We start from the raw sequence: 22,429 nt of genomic DNA, 5'->3' as shown, positions 1-22,429 counted from the left end.
TAATCCCTCCAGTTAAACAATCTCAATTAGTATACCAAAAGAACGAGACAGATTAAATCCGACTCGTTCCCCGTAATTAAATTGACTTAGTAGGTTTCGCTTACTGTTTTAGCGTTCATGTGTAATGTTAGGTAATCTGGTCCGCCTGCTTTTGAATCTGTCCCAGACATCTTGAAGCCACCAAATGGATGGTATCCAACGATTGCACCTGTGCAGTTGCGGTTAAAGTAGAGATTTCCTACATGGAATTCCTGCTTTGCACGCTCAATATGTGCACGGTTGTTTGTAATGACCGCACCTGTTAAGCCATACTCTGTATTGTTTGCTACCTGAAGTGCCTCATCAAAGCTCGCAACCTTTGAAAACGCTAGAACTGGTCCGAAGATCTCTTCTTGCATAATCTTTGCTTCTGCATCTACGTCTGCAAAGATCGTTGGCTGGATGAAGAATCCTTTTGAATCATCACCCGTCCCCCCACTAACAAGACGCCCTTCTTCTTTTCCAATCTCAATATAACCCATGATTTTTTCATAGGAAGCCGCATCAATAACTGGTCCCATGTACGTGGAATGGCTTTCCGGATTCCCTGTAATTTGTTCTTCTGTAATCTCAACAACACGTTCTACCACCGCATCATATACATCCGCATGTACTACTGCTCTTGAGCCAGCTGAACATTTCTGACCGGCAAAACCAAAGGCAGACGTAAAGATCGACTGTGCAGCAAGCTCCACATCCCCGTCTTTATCCACAATGATTGTATCTTTTCCACCCATCTCTGCAATCACTTGTTTTAAGTGCTGCTGTCCAGGCTGCACCACGGCTGCACGTTCAAAAATACGTGTACCAACTTCACGAGATCCTGTAAATGTGATAATACTTGTTTTCGGATGATCAACAAGCGTATCTCCTACCTCAGATCCACTTCCAGGCACAAAGTTAATGACACCTTTTGGTACGCCCGCTTCTTCTAATACATCCACAAAAAGAGCCGCAATAATTGGGGTAGCACTTGCTGGCTTTAAGACAACCGTGTTCCCTGAAACAAGTGGTGCTACTGTGATTCCAGCCATAATGGCAAAAAGGAAGTTCCAAGGTGGAATAGACACTGTCACACCAGTTGGCGTATAGATGTACTGGTTGTACTCTCCCTCGCGACTGTTAATCGGTTTTCCATTTGCAAGCTCAATCATTTGTCTTGCATAATATTCAAGAAAGTCAATCGCCTCTGCCGTATCCGCATCAGCCTCTTTCCATGGCTTCCCTGCTTCTTTAACAAGCAACGCAGAAAACTCATGCTTTTTGCGACGGATACTAGCTGCTGCACGAAATAGGATATTGGCGCGTTCCTCAGCTTTTGTATATCTCCACGTTTCAAATGCTGTCGCTGCTGCCTCTATCGCTTTCTCTGCTAGCTCCTTTGTTGCTTTTGATACACTGCCGATCACTTCATCCTTTTTCGCCGGATTGTATGAAACGATCTTCGCATCTGTCGTAATACGCTCACCATTAATAATGAGTGGATATTCTTTACCCAACCATTCTTTATTGACTGTTTTAAGAGCTTTCTTAAAAGCCTCTTGGTTCTCTTTCAGGCTGAAATCTGTAAATGGTTCGTGTCTATAAGGTGTAGTCATGTGATCGTCTCCTTACTTATTTTTTCGTTAGTCCTTTTAATGCAAAGCTGATATTAGACGGTTTTTCTGCAAGCCGTCTCATAAAATATCCATACCAGTCATCACCATAGGGCATGTAAATGCGAACGTTATATCCTTCATCCTTGAGTTCTTGTTGTGTCTTCGTTCGCATTCCGTATAACATTTGAAATTCAAATCGATCCTTTGGTATCCCCTGACTCTCCACAAATTCCTTGGTGAAGTCGACCATGTGATCGTCATGCGTAGCAATAGCAGTATAATGACCACTTGTCAGCTGCCTTTTGATTAATTGTTTAAAATTTTCTCGGATATCGGCCTTCTCCGTATGGGCCACTTGAGCAGATTCCTTGTATGCTCCTTTTACCAAGCGAATAAAAGGCGAGAGATCATCTAAATTTGCTAGATCTTCCTCTGACCGGTACAGATACGCTTGAATCACTGTTCCAACAAGATCGTATTGCTCTTTTAATTCTCGGAATAATTCAAGCGTGGCTTCACATCTTGACTCATTTTCCATATCAATTGTGACTAAAACCCGATGCATTGAAGCTACCTCTAAAATCTTTTGCATGTTCTCACGAGCCAAGTCCTGACTAATATCCAGTCCGAGCGACGTGAGCTTAACCGAAACTTGTGTTTGGATTGCATTCGTCGCAATCGTTTGGATGGTACGAATACATTCCTGCGTACGTTCACGTGCAACGGCCTCGTCCATAACAAACTCACCTAAATGATCAACAGTTACCTGAATGCCTTTTTTATTTAACTGCTCGATGTGCGGAATACATGACTCAAAATCAATGCCACCAATGATATTACCGGTGGCAAGGGATTTCCCCCACCTTTTGGCCATAAAATTTAACCCGCGATTTTTAGATAAAAACAGGAAAAAATCTCTACTCAAAGCGTCCATCTGTGAACACCTCATCCTTCTCCTTTACTGCTTTCATTGTATAAGAAAGCGCTATAACGTAACAATATTCGCACAATACAACGTTTTCATGACTATTTTGTGGTTTAGCCACAAAGATTCTATTCTATGAAAGATAGTCTGACAGAATATGTTGAAAAAGACAGAGACAGAACTTCTAGTGGAAAACAAAAAAGACTAATGACTCTGTTTGCAGAAGAAGTCATTAGTCTTTCATTGATCTTAGTTAAGCTATAGTTAGAAATCGAATAGGCTACCTGGTTTTTGATCGCTTGTTGGGGAGGGGGAAGCGGGTTGAATAGGTGTTACTGGTTGTGGGGGAATAGGCTGTGGCTCCACCAAAGGAGAAGCTACCTTTCCTGTTTGATTTATGCTTGGTTGATCTTTTAATAATTGACAATAGCCTTCAATCACCGATGTATATTCACGTACAGCTTGTTGATCATTTTGCTTGACCGCCGTTTGAAGCAAGGCCAGCTGTTCTTCCATTTTGGCAACAACTCGGTTAGCTGAAATGTTCATACGTCTCACCTCTTTCCTTGTAAGTGTAGCACAAAAAAAGGACTGCCCAAAGAATTGGACAATCCATCATTCAACCGTCTGAAGACATGATCGCTTTTATGCCTGCAATGTTGATACCTTTTTGAATATAAGCCTTTACCGTATTCAATCGCTCAATATCAAAGAGTGAAAACATTCGCTGGTTTCCTTCGTTACGATCCGGCTTTACAAGCCCTTGTTCCTCATAGTATCGAATTTGACGTGCGGATAAATCGGTCATCTCCATCACAACTCGAATGGGGAAGCACGCTTGTCTAGGCGGGATGTCATGACTCACAACCCTTTCCTCCTCTATCTATTTACTTTATTTGCTCTTAGCCAGATGAACATACACATCTCTCAAAGAGGTAAACCCCATCACATCTGCCTTTTGTACATTTTCCCGCCATAGCTTAGCAGCAAGAATGGCATCTGACATAGCGTGATGGCGATTTGAGGTCTCGATCTGATAAAACGCACAGCACTCATCAAGCGTCACCAATTCTTCGTTTGGTGCGACCACACGAGTTAAAAAGGAAGTATCAACAAGACGGTGCTGAAACGTCAGACGTAACGTTTGCCAGGTCGCATGAGACATAAATCGTTTCTCGTGGCTGGCATGATGGGCAACAAGTGTGGCATCCCCTACAAATTGATAAAATGACATTAATACATCAGCAAGGGCTGGCGACGCTTCTAATTCTTCCATCGTTAATCCGGTCAAAGCAAGGATCTCGTCAGACGGTTTTTTTTTAGGTTGGATGGTCGAATAGAATGTAGACTCTTCTAAGATCGTTGGCCCCTTCATTTTGATCGCACCTATCGATAAAATGCTATCTCCTACATCTGGATTAAATCCGCTTGTTTCAAGGTCAAATACGACAAATGGTAGATCCATGAGTGGGGTGTCGAGTACATCATGTTGTTTTAATTGACGTTGAATTTCGCGAACATGAGCCAATTGATTCGCTGCTGATTGCTGTTGAGAAGACGTATAAATGCCAGGACTTAACTTAGTCGATAGCTGCTTCACAAGCTGAATCATGTTATTCATCATAATGAATGACTACTCCCTACTATTTTTTCGACCATATGGTAAAGCTCTCGTCCTTCTTTAATCCACTCTTTAAGCTGTTTTTTTTCATTTGCATCAAGTTTATTGACATCCACATGATGAATCTTTTCATAGGACTGGATTGTTGATTGCCAGACGATGCGTTTTTCTAAGAGCCTGCGATAGGATTCTTGATATGCTTGAATATCTCGGCAGCGATTCGGCAGCTCCTCAAATCGTTTAAGGGTTTCAGGTGCTGTAATTTCTTCTTGAATAGCAAGAAGTCTTAGTCCATTTACGTATGGAAATAGCGCTAATTGCTTTAAATCAAAGGTACCTTTGTGATCTCCTTCCGTTTCAGTCAGCAATTGACCAAATAAACCAATCCCGTTCCGCATTCGTCCTGTATTATTTTTAAAGCGTTGAAGGAGTTGTTTATTTTGACGGACTTCATTAAAGAGGGTTTCCTTTAGTTCGCTTAGAAAATGTTCAGGACCGAGTATGGCTCTGCCATCAAAAAAAGTTAATACATACCGCATATGTTCCCATGTATCTTCTCTTAACCATCCCAATAGCTGTTCTTTAAAACTCTCTCTTGATTTACACCATCTGAGGTTCGAAGCCATCACATTTCCATCACAGCGTTCATAACCAACTGATTCTAGCGCTTCTACGATTTCTTCTCCAAGTTTTAGAAAATACGATTGATTTTCCTTATGTTCATCATCTTCTTGTTCAAAGATGATGGCATGATCTTGATCACTCCACTGAAGCTGCTCTGCGCGACCCGCACTTCCCATTACAAAGAAAGTAAAGTGAGCAGGAACCTTGCCCCGCTCACTTTCTGTTTTTTCAATGGCAATTTGAATCGTCTCCCGCATTAACTTTTCATGGAGCCCATGAAGATTCTCTACTGTCAGATCCAGTTGTTTCATATCTGACAGCCGTTTACGATACAATTCGTCTAACCTGCGTTGCCATTTGTTATGATCATCATGAATTGGTTGCCCAGTCATTCAGAACTCCTTATGCACCTGTTTTTTTCTTATCAAGTTGCTCTTGCATGCTTTCAGGATAACCGTAGCTTCCGTGCTCACTAATATCAAGTCCCATGATCTCTTCTTCTTCTGTTACGCGAAGTCCTCCAAGAACTGCTTTAATACCAAGAAGGATTACATATGAAGCGATAAAAGCAAAGGCCCCGCATGCGACTACGCTGATAATTTGGACACCTAGTTGAGAGAGTCCACCACCATAGAACAAACCAGCTGAACCACCATTCATATCTGCAAGTTCAGGTGTTGCGAAGAATCCTGTAGAAATCGTCCCCCATACACCAGCAACCCCATGTACAGATAAAGCAAAGATTGGATCGTCAATTCGAGCCTTATCAAACATCTTCATACTGAAGAATACGATTAATCCACCGATGATCCCAATGATCACCGCTGCCCAAGGAGCAACAAAGGCACAAGATGCCGTAATAGCTACAAGACCTGCAAGTGCACCATTTAACATCGTTGGAACATCTGACTTACCAGTTACTGCGTAAACAATGAACAAGGCAGCAATCGCACCCGCACCAGCTGCAAGCTGAGTGTTTAATGCAACATAACCGAAGAATCCGTCAGCAACTCCACCTGTACTACCTGCGTTGAAACCGAACCAACCTACCCATAGAATAAGTACACCTAATGCCGTAAATACTTGGTTATGACCATAAATTTCATTTGCAGAACCGTCTTTATTGAAACGTCCAAGACGTGGTTTTAATAAAATGGTTGCAGCGAGTGCCGCCATCGCACCTGTTAAGTGAACAACCGTTGATCCAGCAAAGTCTTGCTTTCCTAGTTCAGATAACCAACCTTGATCGCTCCAGATCCAGTGTGCAACGATTGGATAGACAAGAGCTGAGAATAGAACAGCGAACAGTACATAGGCTGCTAGCTTTCCACGTTCAGCAAATCCACCAAATGCAATCGTTAATGCGATTGCCGCAAACGTTAGCTGGAAGAAGAAATCAACTGCACCAGTTGTTCCTTCTGCATCGAAGCTAGTAAAATCTCCGAAGAAGAAATTAGATAAACCGATAATGGCATTTCCATCTCCATATATAAATCCATACCCGACAGCCCAAAAGACTAAGGAAGCAATACCGACTGTAAAAATGGTTTTACCAGCAATATGACCTGCATTCTTCATTCGTGTTGAACCTGCTTCAAGTAAGATAAATCCACCTTGCATAAAAAGGACTAAAATTGCAGCAACCGTTAACCAAACATTATTCATTAGAAAAATTGGATCGTTCAAATTCTTTCTCCCCCTTCAATCGTTTACTTGCGTAAAGATAGTTAACATCTCTTGTTACCCCTAATTATACGTGTCCGTTAACTGATGGCTACTTAGTTGGAAGATAACCTTACACTATTTCTATTCTTCTGAAATAACTGATTATTGTGGTTTTGTTGATGTGAAGCACTCGTATCCGCTTACATTATGCAAATATAAACAGGTATGATTCGCTCGATTTCAAGCCACATTAAATGATGGATCGCATGGGTCCTATCAAAAGGAGGCGCACACAATGAATAGCTTACCGAATCAACATCAGCCAAACCAAATGCAATCTGAACAGATTCCACCACAACTGAATCATGGAGGTCACGAACTTTTTGACAGCCACGAAATCATTGCCGGGATGATCAATGTACTCGACCAATTTATGATCTTTCGCTCGTTCATGAAGGACCAAACCTTGGTAGATATCCTTGATCGTCAATACACTTTCATTGAGAGCCAATATAATCTAATTGTTGAAGCTTTCAGTACAGGACAGAAGCCTTCTGGTTCAACAGGCGTCTATAAAATGACTCAGCCACATGATGTTGTTTATGGAATTACGCCTTCGCAACCAAAAAAGCCGAACCAGTCCTTACAAGATGTAAAGGAAACCGGATTATCTGCTCATATGTTAGGTTTGCTTAAATCGGAAGCATCCTTGATGGGAATGGCGGCCACCGAGATTACAAATCCCGTTGTACGCCGTGTCATTGCCGATTCGATCCCGAACTTTATTGAAATGGCCTATGAAGTGTTCCTTTACCAGAACAAGCATGGCTACTATCAAGTGCCGCAACTCGCAGCAAAAGATGCCCAAGCCATGACTCAGGCCTATGCACCAGCCACACAGCCCGTGCAAATGCCTACTCCAAAGTCCAGCCAAATGCTTCAATAAAGGGAAAAGAAAAACGAGCCTTTGGCTCGTTTTTTTGCGATTAGGGTGATTGAGTGGGCGGGGTGGGGTCTGGATTGATGGCACGCGAATGTGGCCTAGGCTCGCGCGCTTTGAGTTCTTCCCGTGCACTTGTGGCACCGACTCGCGCACTTCGGCTTCCTCTCGCGCACCAGCATCCCGGTCTCGCTCACTTCGGCTTCATCTCGCGCACCCGCATCCCGGTCTCGCGCACTTCGGCTTCCTCCCGCGCACCCGTATCCCGGTCTCGCTCACTTTGGCTTCATCTCGCGCATCCGTATCCCGGTCTCGCTCACTTTGGCTTCATCTCGCGCATCAGCATCCCGATCTCGCGCACTTCGTCTTCCTCCCGCGCACTCAGACATTGACCTCGCGCACTTTCCTTTCCTCCCGCGCACCTCGCTTCCCTCTCACAGCTCCTTCTTGCTTCCATCCCCATTCTTCTTAATTCCTTCATGAAACTTCTTGCTATTCATAAATAAGTTCTTGATATCAAAGGGCCTTTCTTGACTCATCTACTTTTCTTCTTGGTATTCAAACCTGCTTCTGAGTAAAGGTGTCTGTTTTCTGATTAAGCCATTCATTCCTCTTACTAAGGCTCCTCAGTTCTTGATTATTTTACAGGTTTCCTTGGTACTCTCCATCTTCTTCTTGCTAACGAACATCGTGATTCGCTTCAGGCTTCTTGGCGAACCATTTGATTAAAAATGGTAGCGCGGCGAATAGACAGAGCACGCGGAGCATTTGTAGTGTTGCAACAAGTGTTGAGTCTAGGTTTAGTGAGAGTGCGGTTGCTGCCATTTCTGCAGCACCCGCTGGCACGATGCCAAGAAGTGATTCGTTAAAGGATGTGGAGGTTAAGGCATAAAATAAGCCTGCTAATAAAATGCTTATACCAAAATAAATGGTTAGAGCGAATGCACTTACTTTTCCTATCCTTTTCAAATCTCGCGCAGTCTCCCGGTCAAAGCGAGTACCTAATATCGCTCCCATTAATCCTTGCGCCACTCCTGGTATGACTGAGTGCATCGATATGTCGGGTAAGACAAATGTGTGAGCGATAAAGCCCAGGCCGATGCTCACAAAAACGATTGCACCTGGAAATGGGATTCGAACCCCGACCCAGGTGGATAGTAAGGCAACCACAAGCACGCAAAGCAAGACGGAAGTAAAGCTTAAAACAGTAATGGAGTCTGTTGGCTGGGTGAAGATTTGTTTTTCTACATCTGTCAGTAGTCCAGCAAAAAAAGGAATCGCAAGTACAAACAACGTAATTCTCGTTGTGTGGAAGGCGGCTACGATACGTTGGTCTGCTCCATATTCGTCACTTATTGCAATGACTTCTGAAGCACCACCCGGTAAACAACAGAAGAAGGCTGTATTTTTATCAAGGCCAGACCACTTATGGAAGTACCTACCTAACACGACCCCAAAGATAATGGTAAGCACAATCGATAGGAGCAATGGCAAAATGAGTTGTTTGTAGGTGACAAATCGCTCGAGAACAACGGTAAACCCAATATTTGTTCCGATAATGGCGATAATATAAGAGAAATATTGCTTTGAAAAAACAATTCTAGCTCCAGCAAGAGACCAGACAATCCCACACACTAGAGCTCCGAGTAACCAGCCTGCGGGCACAGATAAGGCATTAAAGACGGCCCCTACAAGGATCGCTACTACGATGTAAATAATTTTTAACAAGCTGCTCCCTCCCTTTTATAGCTCCCAATCAATTGGCTGTTTGCCTTGATCTTTTAACCAATGATTGATTTTGGAGAAGGGTTGGCTTCCAAAAAATCCACGTCGCGCTGAAAACGGACTTGGGTGGGGCGAGGTGAGTATGTAATGTTTGGCGTCCTTTATTCTTTCCCCTTTTTCTTGTGCGTGTTTACCCCAAAGGACAAAGCATACTGGTTCCTCTCTTTGATCTAATGCATCAATGACGGCATCCGTGAATTGTTCCCAGCCACGTCCTTTGTGAGAGGCAGGCTCTCCACGTCGAACGGTTAGTACATTATTCAACATCAGCACACCTTGTTTTGCCCACGAGGTTAAGTTCCCATGGTTCGGAGGCTCAATGGTTAGGTCACTTTGAAGCTCTTTATAAATATTTTTTAAGGATGGTGGAATGGGGACTTCTGGTTTGACAGAGAAGCTTAACCCATGCGCCTGGTTAGGACCGTGATAAGGATCTTGGCCGATGATGACTACTTTGACATCATGGAAGTCGGTTAAATGTAGGGCGTTAAAGATTTCATCCATTGGCGGATAAATGGTTCGAGTTTGATATTCGTCTTTTAAGAATTCTCGTAATGTAAGATAATAGTCTTTTTCAAATTCGGATGCGACTTGTTCTTGCCAACCGTTCTGTAGGATCTTCATGTTGTGCTGCACCTCTTTTTCTACTCTTTCTTTTATTGTATCACGAGAATGAAACCATCAAAAAAACGCAACAGACATCATGCGACATCTGCTGCGTTTGGTTTTTTTAAAAGAATAGATGCGCCATTAAAACAATGACAGGTAAGGTAACAATTGTACGAACAAGGAAAATTAAAACCAAGTCCAAAAAGTTAACTGGTAGTTTTGAGGCTAGAAGTAAGCCACCTGTTTCAGAAAGATAAATTAACTGAGTAACAGACAAACAGGCAATGATAAAACGAGTCATTTCACTTTCAATTCCACCCGCAAGAAGCGCTGGAAGAAGCATGTCTGCAAAACCTATCACCATTGTTTGCCCTGCCGCTGCAGCTTCTGGAACCTGCATCCATTGAAGGACTGGAACAAACGGTGCACCAAGCCAAGTGAAGACCGGAGTAAGTTCTGCAACAATTAGTGCTAATGTACCAACAGCCATTACAACTGGAATAACGCCTAACCACATATCTAGTACATTTTGAAATCCACTTTTTGCGTGCTCAGATAGCTTTGGTGTACGATCTGCAACACCCATCGCTCTATTGAATCCGACTGCAAACAGGTTTGTTCCTTTAGGAAATACTTCATCCTCAGATTCGCGTCCGTCAATATACGTATCTGCTTTACGTGAAAGTGGCGGAATTCGCGGAGTGATGATAGCCGCTGCAAGACCTGCAATAACGATCGTTAAATAATACTGCCAAAACATATGTGATAGATTTACGTATTCTAAGATAACGATCGTAAACGTAATAGACACAACAGAGAATGTAGTTGATACAATAGCCGCTTCTCTTTTTGTATAGTGTCCTTGCTCATACTGTTGGTTACTTAAAAGGACACCAACGGTTCCATCACCCATCCAAGATGCCAGGCAATCCACTGATGAACGACCAGGTAATCGGAATAACGGGCGCATTAATTTGTTTAAAAGTGCACCAAGCATTTCAAGTAATCCAAAGTTTAAAAGCAAGGGCAATAACAGTCCTGCAAAGAAGAAGACAGCAAACAATACGGGAAGAAGGTCACCGAACACGACCATTCCAGTATCTGCACTCCATACGGCCTCAGGACCAAATTCAAAGTATGTCATGATTCCAAAAATGGCTCCAAGTACACGAATAACAAACCAGAATGGACCAACAACAAACAATCTTTTTAGAAAATCATTTTCCATAAATGACTGCGGCTTTAAGAGAGTAACAAAAATCGTCATAATCACAGAGATTAATAACACTGCTAAAACGATTGTAGGCATCGCTGTGCCTAATACATCAGAAAGCAGGTTAGCCATAAAGGCAACGGGAAGTGTAATCTCTCCATCTCCATTTTCAAGTGGAATCATGAATAAAAAGACCCCAAGCAAAGAAGGAATGAGAAAGATCAATAGATTACGTATTGAAAAGTAATTCTTTGAATCCAATGAATTCATATATATAAACCCCTTATCGTATAATGACGGTGGACTGTTAGGTTTTCTACCTACGTTTCTAACGTCCCTCAATAATTATACATACAAATTAATATTTAGCCAGTCTTTTCACCAAAAAAGTTCGTACAAAGATATGGTAATTTAATTCGTTCTTCAAACTGCTTGTTTACCTCATTTACCTCCTTAAACTTAATCCCTATAGGTTTCGTCATCAACTAGAAGATATCCTTCAATAATGCTACACGTCTTTTAATCTTTAACTAAGAGTAAAGGTAGCTGATTGGTTATTACTGCAGCTACTTTTTAATGCAACTGTCCCTGTCGATCTAGTTGGTCATTGTTATGAGTGTGAAAGGTCATGTAAGGATAGCAAAAAGCCTGAGGCATATGTGTTTACTCCTCAGGCTTCCCTATTATGAAGATTTACGATTTAGCAATTCTTCCTCTTGATCTTCTTCTAATGCTGTATCTTCGTCGGTTCCAGTGGGTTCTTTTAAATCAACCTCTTCGTCCTCATCGTTTTGATCGTCCTCTTCTTCTACATCAAGGTCCTGTTTGAATGAAGACGTATTTGATAGCTTAAAAGTTGATATTTCTTCTAGTAAGCTGTTTGCAAGCTCTGTTAGAACCTCAGCTGATGAGGCAACTTCCTGCATCGCCGCTAATTGCTCTTCTGTTGAAGCCGCAGCTTCCTCCGTACTTTCAACATTTGCTTTTGCTTGTACATCCATGGCTGTCATATACTCGTTTAACTTCATTGTCTGTTGAGCAATTCCTTGAGTGGCTGCCGACACCGCCATCATTTGACTGTTGACCTCATTAATGGATTCAGAGATGTGCTCAAATGAAGTGCCCACTTCATCCATTAACTGTGTTCCTTGTGAGACTTCTTCTGTTCCTTTTTGCATTTCTGTTGTCGCTGTCTTAGCGTCTCGCTGAATTGCATGGATCATTTGCTCGATTTGACTAGCTGAGTTCTTCGATTCTTCTGCTAGCTTACGTACTTCATCAGCTACAACAGCAAATCCTCTTCCATGCTCTCCCGCTCTTGCAGCTTCAATCGCTGCGTTCAAGGCAAGCAAATTTGTCTGTTCAGATATAGAAGTAATTAACTCTAGAATATCACCAATTTCCTTTGATCTTCTATCAAGCTCTCCCATGACTTCAGCTGATTTTTCCACTGTGAGTTGGATATCCTTCATTTGACCAACCGCTTGTCCAATTAGATTTCTACCGGACGAAGATCGCTCTTCCATTTTCATCGAAGCTTCTATGGCTGTTGCAGTAGCAAACGTAATTTGTTCTACACTTTCAGTCATAGCACCTGCTGCCTGCAGACTGTTTCTTGAAGTCTCGGAACTAGATTCAGCCGAGCTATTAAGCGACTGGACCGTTCCAGCAATTTGATTGGTCGCTGCTGACGTTTCTTCTGAGCTTGCAGATAACTGCTCTGCTGTTGCAGCTACGTTTTCTGACATACTGGCCGTAGTCCCGATAAGGCCTCGTAGTGAGTCTCTCATTTTATTAAATGAATCGGCGAGTGTATCGAACTCGTCCTTCGTTTTTACTTTAATTGGTTCACCTGTTAAGTCGCCTCCGCTAATTGAATCGGCTTCTTTTACTAGTTGTTTAAGTGGAGTTGAGATCGTTGAAGATATACGCAAAGCAAGAACAATCATAATAATGGTTAAGGCAATCGCAATAATTAGTACAATTAATTGAAGCTGTTCTCCTGCTTGCTGTGTCTCAGTAATACTTGCAGCCATAGAGTTCCGTTCATTTTCAGACATTTCTTGAAATTGATTTGTTAAATTCCTTGCAATAGGTGTAGAGCGCAGATTCATCATCGATTCTGCTAGATCAGAGTTACCATTCTGGTACATCGGAAACACTTCTCCTGTTAGCACACCTTCCCAAGCATGTGTATAGGTTAATGTATCGACGAGAGATTCATCATTTCCTGCTAGTTTTAAAAGCTCTTCTTCAAGAACAGCCGCTTCTTCGCTTAGCGCATCAAACTGTTCTAGGTATTCGTCGTGACCAAAGAGAAGGTATCCTCTTGAGGCTGCTAAACGCTCTGTAATGTTAAAAGCCATCTGCTCTTTAGCAAGCAATAATGGAAATTCTTTCTTTTCCATATTTTGTAGCCGCTCATTCGATAAATAAAGTGTACTTACGCTGTAGACAGAGAACGCTAAAAACGCCACGATGATAATCGAAAAAATCCGTAAAAGCCTTCCTTTAACACTTTTCAATGATTTCCCACTCCCTAATATCATTAGCCGATTTACAAAACGTTTACATCTTTTAATCATATCGGCACAAAGTCCCGGTATTTTGAGCTTTTTATCCTTATTTTTTCATATTTGTTATGAGCAAGAGGTAATTAATTGTCCAGTTTCTTTTCATTCATGGTTATACTTTAGTATAATGAAGGTAGTTCTATAGGATAAGGGGAGTTTACGCGATATGAAACGGTATAAAGCACTAACAATTGCCGGCTCTGATACAAGTGGCGGCGCAGGAATTCAAGCTGATCTTAAAACATTTCAGGAGCTAGGTGTGTATGGGATGAATGCACTGACAACCATCGTTGCTCAAAATCCGCATTCAGGATGGGCTCATGAAGTCTTCCCAATCGACCCTGCTGTAACTGAAAAACAAATAGAAACCGTTCTAGCAGGTATTGGCATTGACGCAGCTAAAACTGGAATGCTTGGTTCAATTGACATCATTGAGCTAGTTGCTAAAAAGGTTGAGCAGTACAACATCACGAACTTAGTAGTGGATCCCGTAATGGTATGTAAGGGTGCAGATGAGGCACTTAACCCAGAAACGGATTCGTGCTTACGCGAGGTACTTGTTCCAAAAGCATATGTGGTGACGCCTAACTTATTTGAAGCATCACAGCTTACAGGAAACGGTCCAATTACTACCGTTGATCAAATGAAAGAAGCGGCGGCTGCTATTTTTGATCTAGGCGCTAAAAATGTTGTGATTAAAGGTGGAAGCAAGCTGGATCATTTAAGCGCAGTTGATGTATTTTACGATGGTCAAGACATGCAGCTACTTGAATCTGAGGAGATTAGCACAACGTACACACATGGTGCTGGCTGTACGTTTGCAGCAGCAATTACTGCAGAGCTTGCAAAAGGTGCATCCGTTCAAGAAGCTGTTCATAAAGCAAAGAATTTTATTACAGCTGCCATCAAACATGGTGTTGAGCTGAATCAATATGTAGGATCTGTTAGCCACGGTGCTTTTAACGGAACTTATACTTGATAAAAAACACCTCCGACTTCCTTCTATCAGGAATGTCGGAGGTGTTTTTTTATCATTTATGCTGTTCAAGCTTTAATCGTTGCAGTCGCAAAGCATTTAAGACAACAGAGACTGAGCTAAAGGCCATCGCAGCTCCTGCTACCCATGGTGCTAGGAAGCCTGCTGCTGCAATAGGAATTCCTAAACTGTTATAAGCTAAAGCCCAGAATAAGTTTTGGCGAATATTACGGATGGTTCTTTTACTTACGACGATTGTATCAGCTATCCGCTGCAGATCTCCACGGACAAGCGTAATATCTGCTGCTTCAATCGCTACATCTGTCCCCGTTCCAACAGCTATTCCAATGTCTGCTGTCGCTAAAGCAGGTGCATCATTTATTCCATCACCCACCATGACCACTTTTTTTCCTTGCTCTTGTAGTCGCTTAACGGCTTCTGCTTTTTCCTCTGGCAAAACTTCGGCAATGACCTCATCAATACCTGCAGCGTTTGCTATGGCGGTAGCCGTCTGTTTGTTGTCACCAGTTACCATATAAACATCCAGACCCATCTCTTTTAATCTTTGAATCGCTGTCGCCGATGTATCTTTAATTGTATCAGCAACAGCCAGCACACCACGAAGCGTACCATCTACGGCTATCAGCATTGCTGTTTTTCCTTCTACTTCAAGAGAATTCATCAGCTCAAGTGTCACTCCAGTTTGTACGTCATGCTGAGCCATCAATCTGCGAGTTCCAATTAAGACGTTGCGCCCTGACACTTCCGCTTCCACACCAAAACCGGTGATAGCCTTAAAGTGTCTAACCTCTAATAGTAAAAGGTCCCGACTCTGAGCTGCTGTTACAATCGCTGTCGCTAATGGGTGCTCCGAGTGTGCTTCAACCGAGGCCGCTAGTTGAAGAATGTCGTTCTCTGATTCATCTCCAAACGAGCGCACGTCTGTTAGCTCAGGTACACCATTTGTTATTGTGCCTGTTTTATCAAGAAGGATCGTATCAGCAAGATAAGCTGTCTCAAGCTGCTCTCCCCCTCTAAACAAAATACCGTATTCAGCCGCTCTTCCTGAACCAGCCATAATGGATGTAGGTGTTGCAAGACCAAGCGCACAAGGACAAGCGATTACAAGGACGGAGATAAACACTTCAAGAGCTGTGCCGAATTCTCCAGGTCTGTAGGCAAAATACCAGATCAAAAAGGTGATCACAGCAATCGCTACAACAATCGGAACAAATACTCCAGAAATCCGATCGGCCATTCGTTGGATTGGCGCTTTTGACGTTTGTGCCTGCTCAACAATTTGAACAATTTGAGACAGAACGGTCTCTTTACCAATTTGCTCCGCCCTCACCTGAAGGGATCCATTTGAATTTAGGGTTGAGCCTAATACTTTATCTCCTACCCCTTTATCGACCGGAACACTTTCACCAGTCAACATCGATTCATCAATAGCTGCATGCCCTTGAATAATCGTTCCATCTACGGGGATTTTCTCACCAGGCTTCACAAAAATAAGATCATCTACTTTGACCTCATGCAATGGGACAATCTTCTCAACTCCGTCTCTGTACACACGCGCTGTTTTCGCTTGTAGCCCTAGAAGCTTCTTAATTGCATCCGAGGAGCGTCCCTTTGCTTTGGCTTCAAATAACTTCCCTAGAATAATTAACGTAATGAGAACGGCACTTGTTTCAAAATAAAGATCAACCATATGATGAGTGGTACCAATTGATTGAAATGCTAGATAGACACTATAAAAATACGCCGCCGAAGTCCCCATCGCAACAAGCACATCCATATTTGCACTGCCGCTTCGTAAAGCTTTATAAGCACCTTTGTAAAATGGGTAACCAATGACAAATTGAACAGGTGTGGCTAAGACAAGCTGAAACCATGGGTTCATAAATATGTCTGGCAGCCATATAAAAGAAGTCCAGGTAAAGTGACTCACCATCGCCCATAAAAGTGGAAACGATAGGACTGCAGACACCCAGAATCGTATGGCTTGTTTTTTAATTTCCTGTTGTTTGTGATCCGGGGCATCAACGTCATCTTCTTTTTGCTTTAATGTAAATCCGAGCTTTTGAATGGCTTCCTGCATATTTGAAACAGATACCTGCCCCGTATGATATTGGACTGTCGCTGTTTCCATCGCGAGATTAACCGTTGCCGTGCTAATTCCATCAAGCCGTGACAATCGCTTTTCAATTCGAGTTGAACACGCCGCGCACGACATGCCCATGACCTCAAATTCTGCTGTTTCTTCAACAGCTCCATACCCTAAAGCGGTAATTTTCTCGTAAAGATCATTAGGCTCAACGATTGAGCGATCGTAGGATACGTGAGCTACTTCCAGCGTACTGTTGACTTGAACCTCATCCACGCCTTCCATTCGCTTTAGCCCTTTTTCAATACGATTCGCACACGCCGCACAAGTCATCCCTGACACTTGTATTGTTAAATCTTGATGTTTCACCCCGAAACCCCCTTTATGAAAAAAAGAGCCGCATGTATAACGACTCTTGCTTTGTTATTGTGTTACATCGTATCCTTGGTCTTCAATTGTTTCCACAATTTTAGTTAGAGGAGCTTTTGTTTCATCAAATTGAACATCTACCTTTGCATCATTTAGATGAACAGTTACAGAAGCTACACCATCTAGCTGTCCTACACTTTCTTCAACTGCCTGTACACAATGCTGACACGACATGCCTTGAACGTGCAATGTTTGATTTTCCATGTTCATTCCTCCTCTTGTTCTATAATAGTAGTTTACTATACCCTATGGGGGTAATCAAGAGATCTGCACAAAAAAAGACTAATGATCCTATTACAGAATCATTAGCCCACTTCTTTATCAATACATGTTTATCTAACAATTAGAATTTAGACTGATACGTAGAGATTTCCCAATCGTGAACAGTCATGCGGAATTCATCCCACTCGCCACGCTTTAGACTAAGGTACTCATTAAACGCATGCTCACCCAATGTCTTTTGACCAATGTCACCTGTTTCAAAACGCTCAAGAGCTTGTTCAAGGCTTGTTGGAAGGTTATCAATCCCACGTTCTTCGATTTCTGCAGGCGTCATGCTGAAGATATCTGCATCAATAGAAGCAGGAGCTGCCAGCTCACGATCTACACCATCTAGACCAGCAGATGCAATAACAGCAAATGCTAGGTAAGGGTTCGCAGTTGGATCCGGGCAACGGATTTCAACGCGTGTTCCTGCTCCACGAGTAGCTGGAATACGAATTAATGCAGAGCGGTTTGAAGCAGACCAAGCAATATAACATGGTGCTTCGTAACCTGGAACTAAACGCTTGTAAGAGTTAACAAGCGGATTTGTTACCGCAACAAAGTCTTTTACGTTGTCAATTAATCCAGCAATAAAGCTATAAGCTGTTGATGAAAGACCAAGCTTATTTGAATCATCATAGAATGAATTTTCTTGCTTTTCGTCATCGAAAAGGGAAATATTCACGTGCATTCCGTTACCATTTGCCCCGGCAAGTGGTTTCGGCATAAATGTTGCATGCAATCCAAACTGCTTAGCCACCGTTTTAACTACCCATTTGTACGTTGTTGCTGCGTCAGCAGAAGCTAAAGCATCCGCATATTTGAAGTTGATCTCATGCTGACCTTCTGCAACCTCATGGTGAGAAGCTTCAATTGTGAAACCAAGCATTTTCAAAGCTTTATAGATCGCTAAGCGAACTTTCTCTCCATCATCCTTAGGAGATGGCTCAAAGTATCCACCTACGTCTTGTGTGCGTTGAGTTGGTAAACCATACTCATCCGTTTCAAATAAGAAGAATTCAAGCTCAGGTCCAACACTGATAGAGAAACCTTTATCTTTTGCTCTCTTCACTGTCTTTTTTAATACGTTACGAGGATCTCCCTCAAAATCGGACCCGTCAGGCTTTTTTACACTACATAGGAAGCGTGCTTCAGAATATCCTTCCTCCTCTGTCCAAGGTAAGACAGCAAAAGTTGTAATATCCGGTACTAGATACAAGTCAGATTGATTGATAGGTGTAAATCCTGTGATTGAAGACCCATCAAACATTGTTTGTCCGTTCACTGCTTGATCAAGTTGTCTAGCTGTAATGGTTACGTGTTTTAATGTACCTTCTAAGTCCACAAACTGCATGTGTAAAAGTTCTACACTTTTCTTCTCAATTGTTTCCTTGATTGTTTCCAAGATGCTTTCTCTAGTTGGTGCATTTACCGACATCCCCACACACTTCCTTTTCATGTAATCTTTTATAACACATTCTTGTTATCTTTTACTTTATGATTGAAGAGCTTCCAATGCAATCGATATGTCAGATTATCTTACAAGGAAATCTTTTGGTAAAAGTCGGCAAACACTTGCTATAAAAGAGAGTAAGCGCTTTATCAGTCTAATTTAAACTTTCTAAATATTCCTTAGAAAGGGAATTCGCAAGCGAATTCCCTTTAAAGTGCTTATACAGTTTCGTAAGGCTCTGTCGCCTGCGGAGCTTTGCGAACAAGTGCCATGATTCCAGCGATTACATAAAGAATGGCAGGAATCACTGAGACAATTCCGATTACCCCGCCTACTAAGAAAAGGATACCAGCCAGTTTGGTTTTCTTTTTCACAAAGATTGTTGCAATGATTCCTAGAATTCCTGCAATAATCCAAGAAACAATTAACCCCGTCATAAATGAAGGAACGCTATCTACTAAACCCATAACCATCTCAACGTCCGCCTCAGTGAGTGTAGGATCATTTGCCATTTCTTGATTAAATTCTTCTTGGAATTGCGCACTATCTGCAGAGGTAAAGAATGTATTTATTGAGACTGCAGATAGGATCCCTAATAACAATAAGACACTACTAATAATACCTAATACTAATTCGCCAGTTCGTTTCATATTCTCACTCCTATTATTTAATGAAATTAATATACGATTGGACTTTCTTCCTTTGGTTTACGCACAAATGCCAAAATTCCCGCTATAAAGAATAAAATTGCTGGAATAAAAATCAAGTACCAAATAGCTATGAGACTTATAATAGCTGCTAACACCCACATGATCCCTGATACGATCGGCATTTTCTTTACAAACACTGTCGCTAAAATTCCTAAGATCACGGAAACTAGAAGAGCCATTACAATCATCCATCCATTTGCGACAAAGAAATTCACCAGTTCATCAACCCCCATATCAGCACCCGTTGGATTAACTTCCGGATCCTGTAGCATTTCCTCTAATTGGGCTTGGCCCTCGGGCGAAGAAATAACAAATGTGGTTAAAGTGAAAAGGATGAATCCTATTCCCATCATAATGCTTCCAATAATCCCTAGTACTCGTTCTGCTGTTCTTTTCACGTCTTGCTCCTTTCTGCACCTTATGTACACATCATTTCCATTGTATTACATCATGTATTTATTCGTAAACGATTAAGAGTAGAATGATTACCTATTCCTTTATAAAAAAGCCTCTTCAGGAACAAAGTCCTAAAGAGGCGATTCAAACTTATTTATTATATGCGTGTTTCTTCGGCTTACGGCTTTGACCTTGGCTTGAGTTGTTGCTTCCACCACGATATTCGCGACGACCGCCACTTCCACCACGGTTATCACCACCACGACCACCTTGACGACGACGGTCATCTTGACGGTAACGTGATCTTCCACCACTACCGCCGCCATCGCGACGAGGTTTTTTCGAACGAAGTGGTGCTTCATCTGTTAGACGAACAGGTGTCGCATCCGGTTCTTTTGTTAAAAGTTTTAATGCAGCAGATAAAGCAGTTGTTGCATCTGTTTCTTTTAATAGTTCTTCAGCCGCTCCGCGATAAGAGTCTGCACTGTTTTCAACTTCAGTCAATGCACGTAATTGCTCAAGTGCAAGCTTTTGTTGACCTTCGATTGCTTGTTGAAGAGTTGGGGCACTGTGGCGAACCATTTTCTTCTTAGACAAACGCTCGATTGCTTTGATGTGGTCTCTTTCACGTGGTGTACCAAACGTTACAGCGATACCTGAACGTCCTGCACGTCCTGTACGACCAATACGGTGTACATAGCTTTCAGGATCTTGTGGAAGATCAAAGTTATACACATGAGATACTCCACTGATATCTAATCCACGAGCGGCTACATCTGTCGCTACAAGAACATCAATTAGGCCGGTTTTAAATTTACGAAGAACACTATCACGCTTCGCTTGGTTTAAGTCACCGTGAATACCTTCTGCACGGTAGCCGCGTTTGATTAATGCTTCAGACAATTCGTCTACACGACGCTTTGTACGTCCGAATACAATTGCAAGTTCAGGGACTTGGATATCAATCAGACGAGTTAAGGCATCAAACTTCTCACGCTCATACAACTCAATGTATTGCTGTTCGATGTTTTCCATCGTTACTTCTTTTGATTTCACTGCAATCACTTCAGGGGAATCCATAAAAGTAGTAGCTAGCTTTTCAATACGCTTAGGCATTGTAGCTGAGAATAGAAGTGTTTGACGCTCAGATGGAGTTTCTTTCAAGATCGTTTCGATATCTTCAATGAATCCCATGTTTAGCATTTCATCTGCTTCATCAAGTACAACTGTGTCCACTTGATCAAGAAGAATCGTTTTACGGCGCATATGATCCATAAGACGACCTGGTGTCGCTACAACAATGTGAGGGTTTTGTTTTAAATCACGGATTTGCTTACGCATATCTTGACCACCGTATACGGTAACAGTGCGAACACCTTTTTTACGGCCAAATTTAATTAGTGATTCTGCAACCTGATTAGCAAGTTCTCTTGTTGGAGCAATGACAAGCCCTTGAACTTCGCGCTTCTCAGTATTAATTCTTTCAACTAAAGGAACACCAAATGCTCCTGTTTTCCCTGTTCCTGTTTGTGCTTGACCAATAATATCTTTTCCAAGTAATGCTGTAGGAATCGTTGCTTCTTGGATTGGTGTAGCCTGGTCAAATCCCATACCTGTTACTGCCTGAACAACTTGCTCGCTCAGATTAAAATCATAAAATGTTGCCAAATGACAAATCTCCTTTTGGGCACCCTTCCGATGGTGACACGTTAGTCAGCCTTTCATCTCCACTTAGAGACGCGTAATCTATAACGCAGAAAGACCATACCCCCTAACAACCTGGATATGGTCGTCTGCCTGAATATATGTGTCGCCTACATCCCAAGGCGCTTGTAGTTTTTTTTCCATTCATAATCATATCACGGGTTTTTGCTTAAATCAATGGCACTTAAAGATTAACAAGCACCATCCACCTCATGTAAATGCATACATTCTAGCTTAGCCTAAAGAAAAAAGAAATATTCGATTGGAACAAAAAAGCCGGATACCTCAATTAGAGGCACCCGACATAAAAATTATGATTCAGATGGATAAGTCGTTAAAAATTGTTCAAAGACTTCATTTTCAGCAGCACCCACCAGACGCTGTTCTTCTACCCCATTTTTAAAGTGAACCAGGGTAGGTGTTGATTGAATGTTGTAGTCATCCCAGCCTTGTTCAAATTCACGTAAGTTGTATTGAGGAATATCCTCACCCAACTCTTCTGCAATTTCGTTAAGTCTTGGCGTTGCTTCTCGACAATGCGGGCATTCAGATGCGTAGAAATACACCGTAAATGTTTCTTCATTATTTAAACGCTCCTCTAGCTCATCCGGCAGAATTGCATTTTGATAGTTCGGATCGTCTACAATTTCCATTGTTGCAGGTAGAAGTTCGTCCTTACCGAACTGATTATCACCTACGGACTCCATTTTTTGTTTATTTGCAGTTACTGTTAAAATGGCAAGTAAAGCAAATACCACAACGATAATGCCCCCAAAAATAGCAATCTTTTTCATTAGA

The 22,429-nt window shown here is 42.1% G+C and carries 20 protein-coding genes; 2 read left to right on the top strand and 18 right to left on the bottom strand.

The window, feature by feature from the left end; genetic code table 11:
* Positions 1 to 86 precede the first annotated feature (86 nt).
* The 7 genes from pruA to JNO66_RS08905 form a co-directional block, all read right to left on the bottom strand.
* Entirely contained in the window at positions 87 to 1,637 is a 1,551-nt protein-coding gene (pruA, locus tag JNO66_RS08935; protein ID WP_203087905.1) for an L-glutamate gamma-semialdehyde dehydrogenase, read from the bottom strand.
* Positions 1,638 to 1,653: 16 nt separating this feature from the next.
* Positions 1,654 to 2,571 carry a proline dehydrogenase family protein gene (locus JNO66_RS08930; protein WP_203087904.1) on the bottom strand — a complete coding sequence of 306 codons (918 nt, stop codon included), beginning with the start codon at positions 2,569 to 2,571 and terminating at the stop codon, positions 1,654 to 1,656.
* Positions 2,572 to 2,826: 255 nt separating this feature from the next.
* The gene (locus JNO66_RS08925) at positions 2,827 to 3,111 is read right to left on the bottom strand and encodes a YwdI family protein (RefSeq protein WP_203087903.1); all 285 of its coding nucleotides are present in this window, start codon (positions 3,109 to 3,111) and stop codon (positions 2,827 to 2,829) included.
* A gap of 70 nt (positions 3,112 to 3,181) precedes the next feature.
* Complete coding sequence (locus tag JNO66_RS08920; protein WP_273753232.1) at positions 3,182 to 3,427, bottom strand: MerR family transcriptional regulator; 246 nt, start codon at positions 3,425 to 3,427, stop codon at positions 3,182 to 3,184.
* Between the two features lie 27 nt (positions 3,428 to 3,454).
* Positions 3,455 to 4,183, bottom strand: a complete 729-nt coding sequence (locus JNO66_RS08915) for an exonuclease domain-containing protein (protein ID WP_307730716.1) — start codon at positions 4,181 to 4,183, stop codon at positions 3,455 to 3,457.
* Positions 4,183 to 5,199, bottom strand: coding sequence for a DUF294 nucleotidyltransferase-like domain-containing protein (locus tag JNO66_RS08910; RefSeq protein ID WP_203087901.1), 1,017 nt, complete (start codon positions 5,197 to 5,199; stop codon positions 4,183 to 4,185). The genes JNO66_RS08915 and JNO66_RS08910 overlap by 1 nt, the downstream gene beginning before the upstream one ends.
* A gap of 10 nt (positions 5,200 to 5,209) precedes the next feature.
* A complete protein-coding gene (locus tag JNO66_RS08905; protein WP_203088412.1) occupies positions 5,210 to 6,472 on the bottom strand; it encodes an ammonium transporter in 1,263 nt (420 codons plus the stop codon).
* 295 nt (positions 6,473 to 6,767) lie between these two features.
* Between JNO66_RS08905 and JNO66_RS08900 the strand changes: the two genes are divergently transcribed.
* On the top strand, positions 6,768 to 7,418 hold the full coding sequence (locus JNO66_RS08900) for a spore coat protein (protein ID WP_203087900.1): 651 nt from the start codon (positions 6,768 to 6,770) through the stop codon (positions 7,416 to 7,418).
* A gap of 672 nt (positions 7,419 to 8,090) precedes the next feature.
* Here the strand turns inward: JNO66_RS08900 and JNO66_RS08895 are convergent.
* The 4 genes from JNO66_RS08895 to JNO66_RS08880 form a co-directional block, all read right to left on the bottom strand.
* A complete protein-coding gene (locus JNO66_RS08895) occupies positions 8,091 to 9,140 on the bottom strand; it encodes an AbrB family transcriptional regulator (RefSeq protein WP_203087899.1) in 1,050 nt (349 codons plus the stop codon).
* A gap of 15 nt (positions 9,141 to 9,155) precedes the next feature.
* Positions 9,156 to 9,821: a uracil-DNA glycosylase gene (locus JNO66_RS08890; protein ID WP_203087898.1), complete on the bottom strand. Its 666-nt coding sequence runs from the start codon at positions 9,819 to 9,821 to the stop codon at positions 9,156 to 9,158.
* Between the two features lie 106 nt (positions 9,822 to 9,927).
* Positions 9,928 to 11,289 (bottom strand): YjiH family protein, encoded by a 1,362-nt coding sequence (locus JNO66_RS08885; RefSeq protein WP_203087897.1) that lies wholly within the window; start codon positions 11,287 to 11,289, stop codon positions 9,928 to 9,930.
* 413 nt (positions 11,290 to 11,702) lie between these two features.
* Positions 11,703 to 13,544, bottom strand: a complete 1,842-nt coding sequence (locus tag JNO66_RS08880) for a methyl-accepting chemotaxis protein (RefSeq protein WP_203087896.1) — start codon at positions 13,542 to 13,544, stop codon at positions 11,703 to 11,705.
* 214 nt (positions 13,545 to 13,758) lie between these two features.
* Between JNO66_RS08880 and pdxK the strand changes: the two genes are divergently transcribed.
* On the top strand, positions 13,759 to 14,571 hold the full coding sequence (gene pdxK, locus JNO66_RS08875) for a pyridoxine/pyridoxal/pyridoxamine kinase (RefSeq protein WP_203087895.1): 813 nt from the start codon (positions 13,759 to 13,761) through the stop codon (positions 14,569 to 14,571).
* Positions 14,572 to 14,623: 52 nt separating this feature from the next.
* Here pdxK and JNO66_RS08870 read toward each other — a convergent pair whose 3' ends face one another.
* The 7 genes from JNO66_RS08870 to JNO66_RS08840 all read right to left on the bottom strand — a co-directional run bounded on the left by JNO66_RS08870 (position 14,624) and on the right by JNO66_RS08840 (position 22,425).
* Complete coding sequence (locus JNO66_RS08870) at positions 14,624 to 17,044, bottom strand: heavy metal translocating P-type ATPase (protein ID WP_203087894.1); 2,421 nt, start codon at positions 17,042 to 17,044, stop codon at positions 14,624 to 14,626.
* Between the two features lie 54 nt (positions 17,045 to 17,098).
* Positions 17,099 to 17,308, bottom strand: a complete 210-nt coding sequence (gene copZ / locus JNO66_RS08865; RefSeq protein WP_203087893.1) for a copper chaperone CopZ — start codon at positions 17,306 to 17,308, stop codon at positions 17,099 to 17,101.
* Between the two features lie 139 nt (positions 17,309 to 17,447).
* Positions 17,448 to 18,806: a type I glutamate--ammonia ligase gene (gene glnA, locus JNO66_RS08860; RefSeq protein ID WP_203087892.1), complete on the bottom strand. Its 1,359-nt coding sequence runs from the start codon at positions 18,804 to 18,806 to the stop codon at positions 17,448 to 17,450.
* A 233-nt stretch (positions 18,807 to 19,039) separates the two neighbouring features.
* Complete coding sequence (locus JNO66_RS08855) at positions 19,040 to 19,471, bottom strand: DUF4064 domain-containing protein (RefSeq protein WP_203087891.1); 432 nt, start codon at positions 19,469 to 19,471, stop codon at positions 19,040 to 19,042.
* Positions 19,472 to 19,497: 26 nt separating this feature from the next.
* A complete protein-coding gene (locus JNO66_RS08850; protein ID WP_203087890.1) occupies positions 19,498 to 19,929 on the bottom strand; it encodes a DUF4064 domain-containing protein in 432 nt (143 codons plus the stop codon).
* A gap of 148 nt (positions 19,930 to 20,077) precedes the next feature.
* Positions 20,078 to 21,595, bottom strand: a complete 1,518-nt coding sequence (locus tag JNO66_RS08845; protein ID WP_246483217.1) for a DEAD/DEAH box helicase — start codon at positions 21,593 to 21,595, stop codon at positions 20,078 to 20,080.
* A 347-nt stretch (positions 21,596 to 21,942) separates the two neighbouring features.
* A complete protein-coding gene (locus JNO66_RS08840) occupies positions 21,943 to 22,425 on the bottom strand; it encodes a thioredoxin family protein (protein WP_203087889.1) in 483 nt (160 codons plus the stop codon).
* Positions 22,426 to 22,429: the final 4 nt, after the last annotated feature.

This window comes from Alkalicoccobacillus gibsonii (genome assembly GCF_016798245.1).
In the GTDB taxonomy this organism is placed as follows: domain Bacteria; phylum Bacillota; class Bacilli; order Bacillales; family Bacillaceae_D; genus Alkalicoccobacillus; species Alkalicoccobacillus gibsonii.
This window is presented reverse-complemented; position numbering and strand designations above follow the sequence as displayed.

Bases quoted from the DNA above. Each gene is read 5' to 3' on its own strand.
- pruA (WP_203087905.1), bottom strand. From the start codon at position 1,637: ATGACTACACCTTATAGACACGAACCATTTACAGATTTCAGCCTGAAA.
- JNO66_RS08930 (WP_203087904.1), bottom strand. From the start codon at position 2,571: ATGGACGCTTTGAGTAGAGATTTTTTCCTGTTTTTATCTAAAAATCGC.
- JNO66_RS08925 (WP_203087903.1), bottom strand. From the start codon at position 3,111: ATGAACATTTCAGCTAACCGAGTTGTTGCCAAAATGGAAGAACAGCTG.
- JNO66_RS08915 (WP_307730716.1), bottom strand. From the start codon at position 4,183: ATGAATAACATGATTCAGCTTGTGAAGCAGCTATCGACTAAGTTAAGT.
- JNO66_RS08910 (WP_203087901.1), bottom strand. From the start codon at position 5,199: ATGACTGGGCAACCAATTCATGATGATCATAACAAATGGCAACGCAGG.
- JNO66_RS08905 (WP_203088412.1), bottom strand. From the start codon at position 6,472: ATGAATAATGTTTGGTTAACGGTTGCTGCAATTTTAGTCCTTTTTATG.
- JNO66_RS08900 (WP_203087900.1), top strand. From the start codon at position 6,768: ATGAATAGCTTACCGAATCAACATCAGCCAAACCAAATGCAATCTGAA.
- JNO66_RS08890 (WP_203087898.1), bottom strand. From the start codon at position 9,821: ATGAAGATCCTACAGAACGGTTGGCAAGAACAAGTCGCATCCGAATTT.
- JNO66_RS08885 (WP_203087897.1), bottom strand. From the start codon at position 11,289: ATGAATTCATTGGATTCAAAGAATTACTTTTCAATACGTAATCTATTG.
- pdxK (WP_203087895.1), top strand. From the start codon at position 13,759: ATGAAACGGTATAAAGCACTAACAATTGCCGGCTCTGATACAAGTGGC.
- copZ (WP_203087893.1), bottom strand. From the start codon at position 17,308: ATGGAAAATCAAACATTGCACGTTCAAGGCATGTCGTGTCAGCATTGT.
- glnA (WP_203087892.1), bottom strand. From the start codon at position 18,806: ATGTCGGTAAATGCACCAACTAGAGAAAGCATCTTGGAAACAATCAAG.
- JNO66_RS08855 (WP_203087891.1), bottom strand. From the start codon at position 19,471: ATGAAACGAACTGGCGAATTAGTATTAGGTATTATTAGTAGTGTCTTA.
- JNO66_RS08840 (WP_203087889.1), bottom strand. From the start codon at position 22,425: ATGAAAAAGATTGCTATTTTTGGGGGCATTATCGTTGTGGTATTTGCT.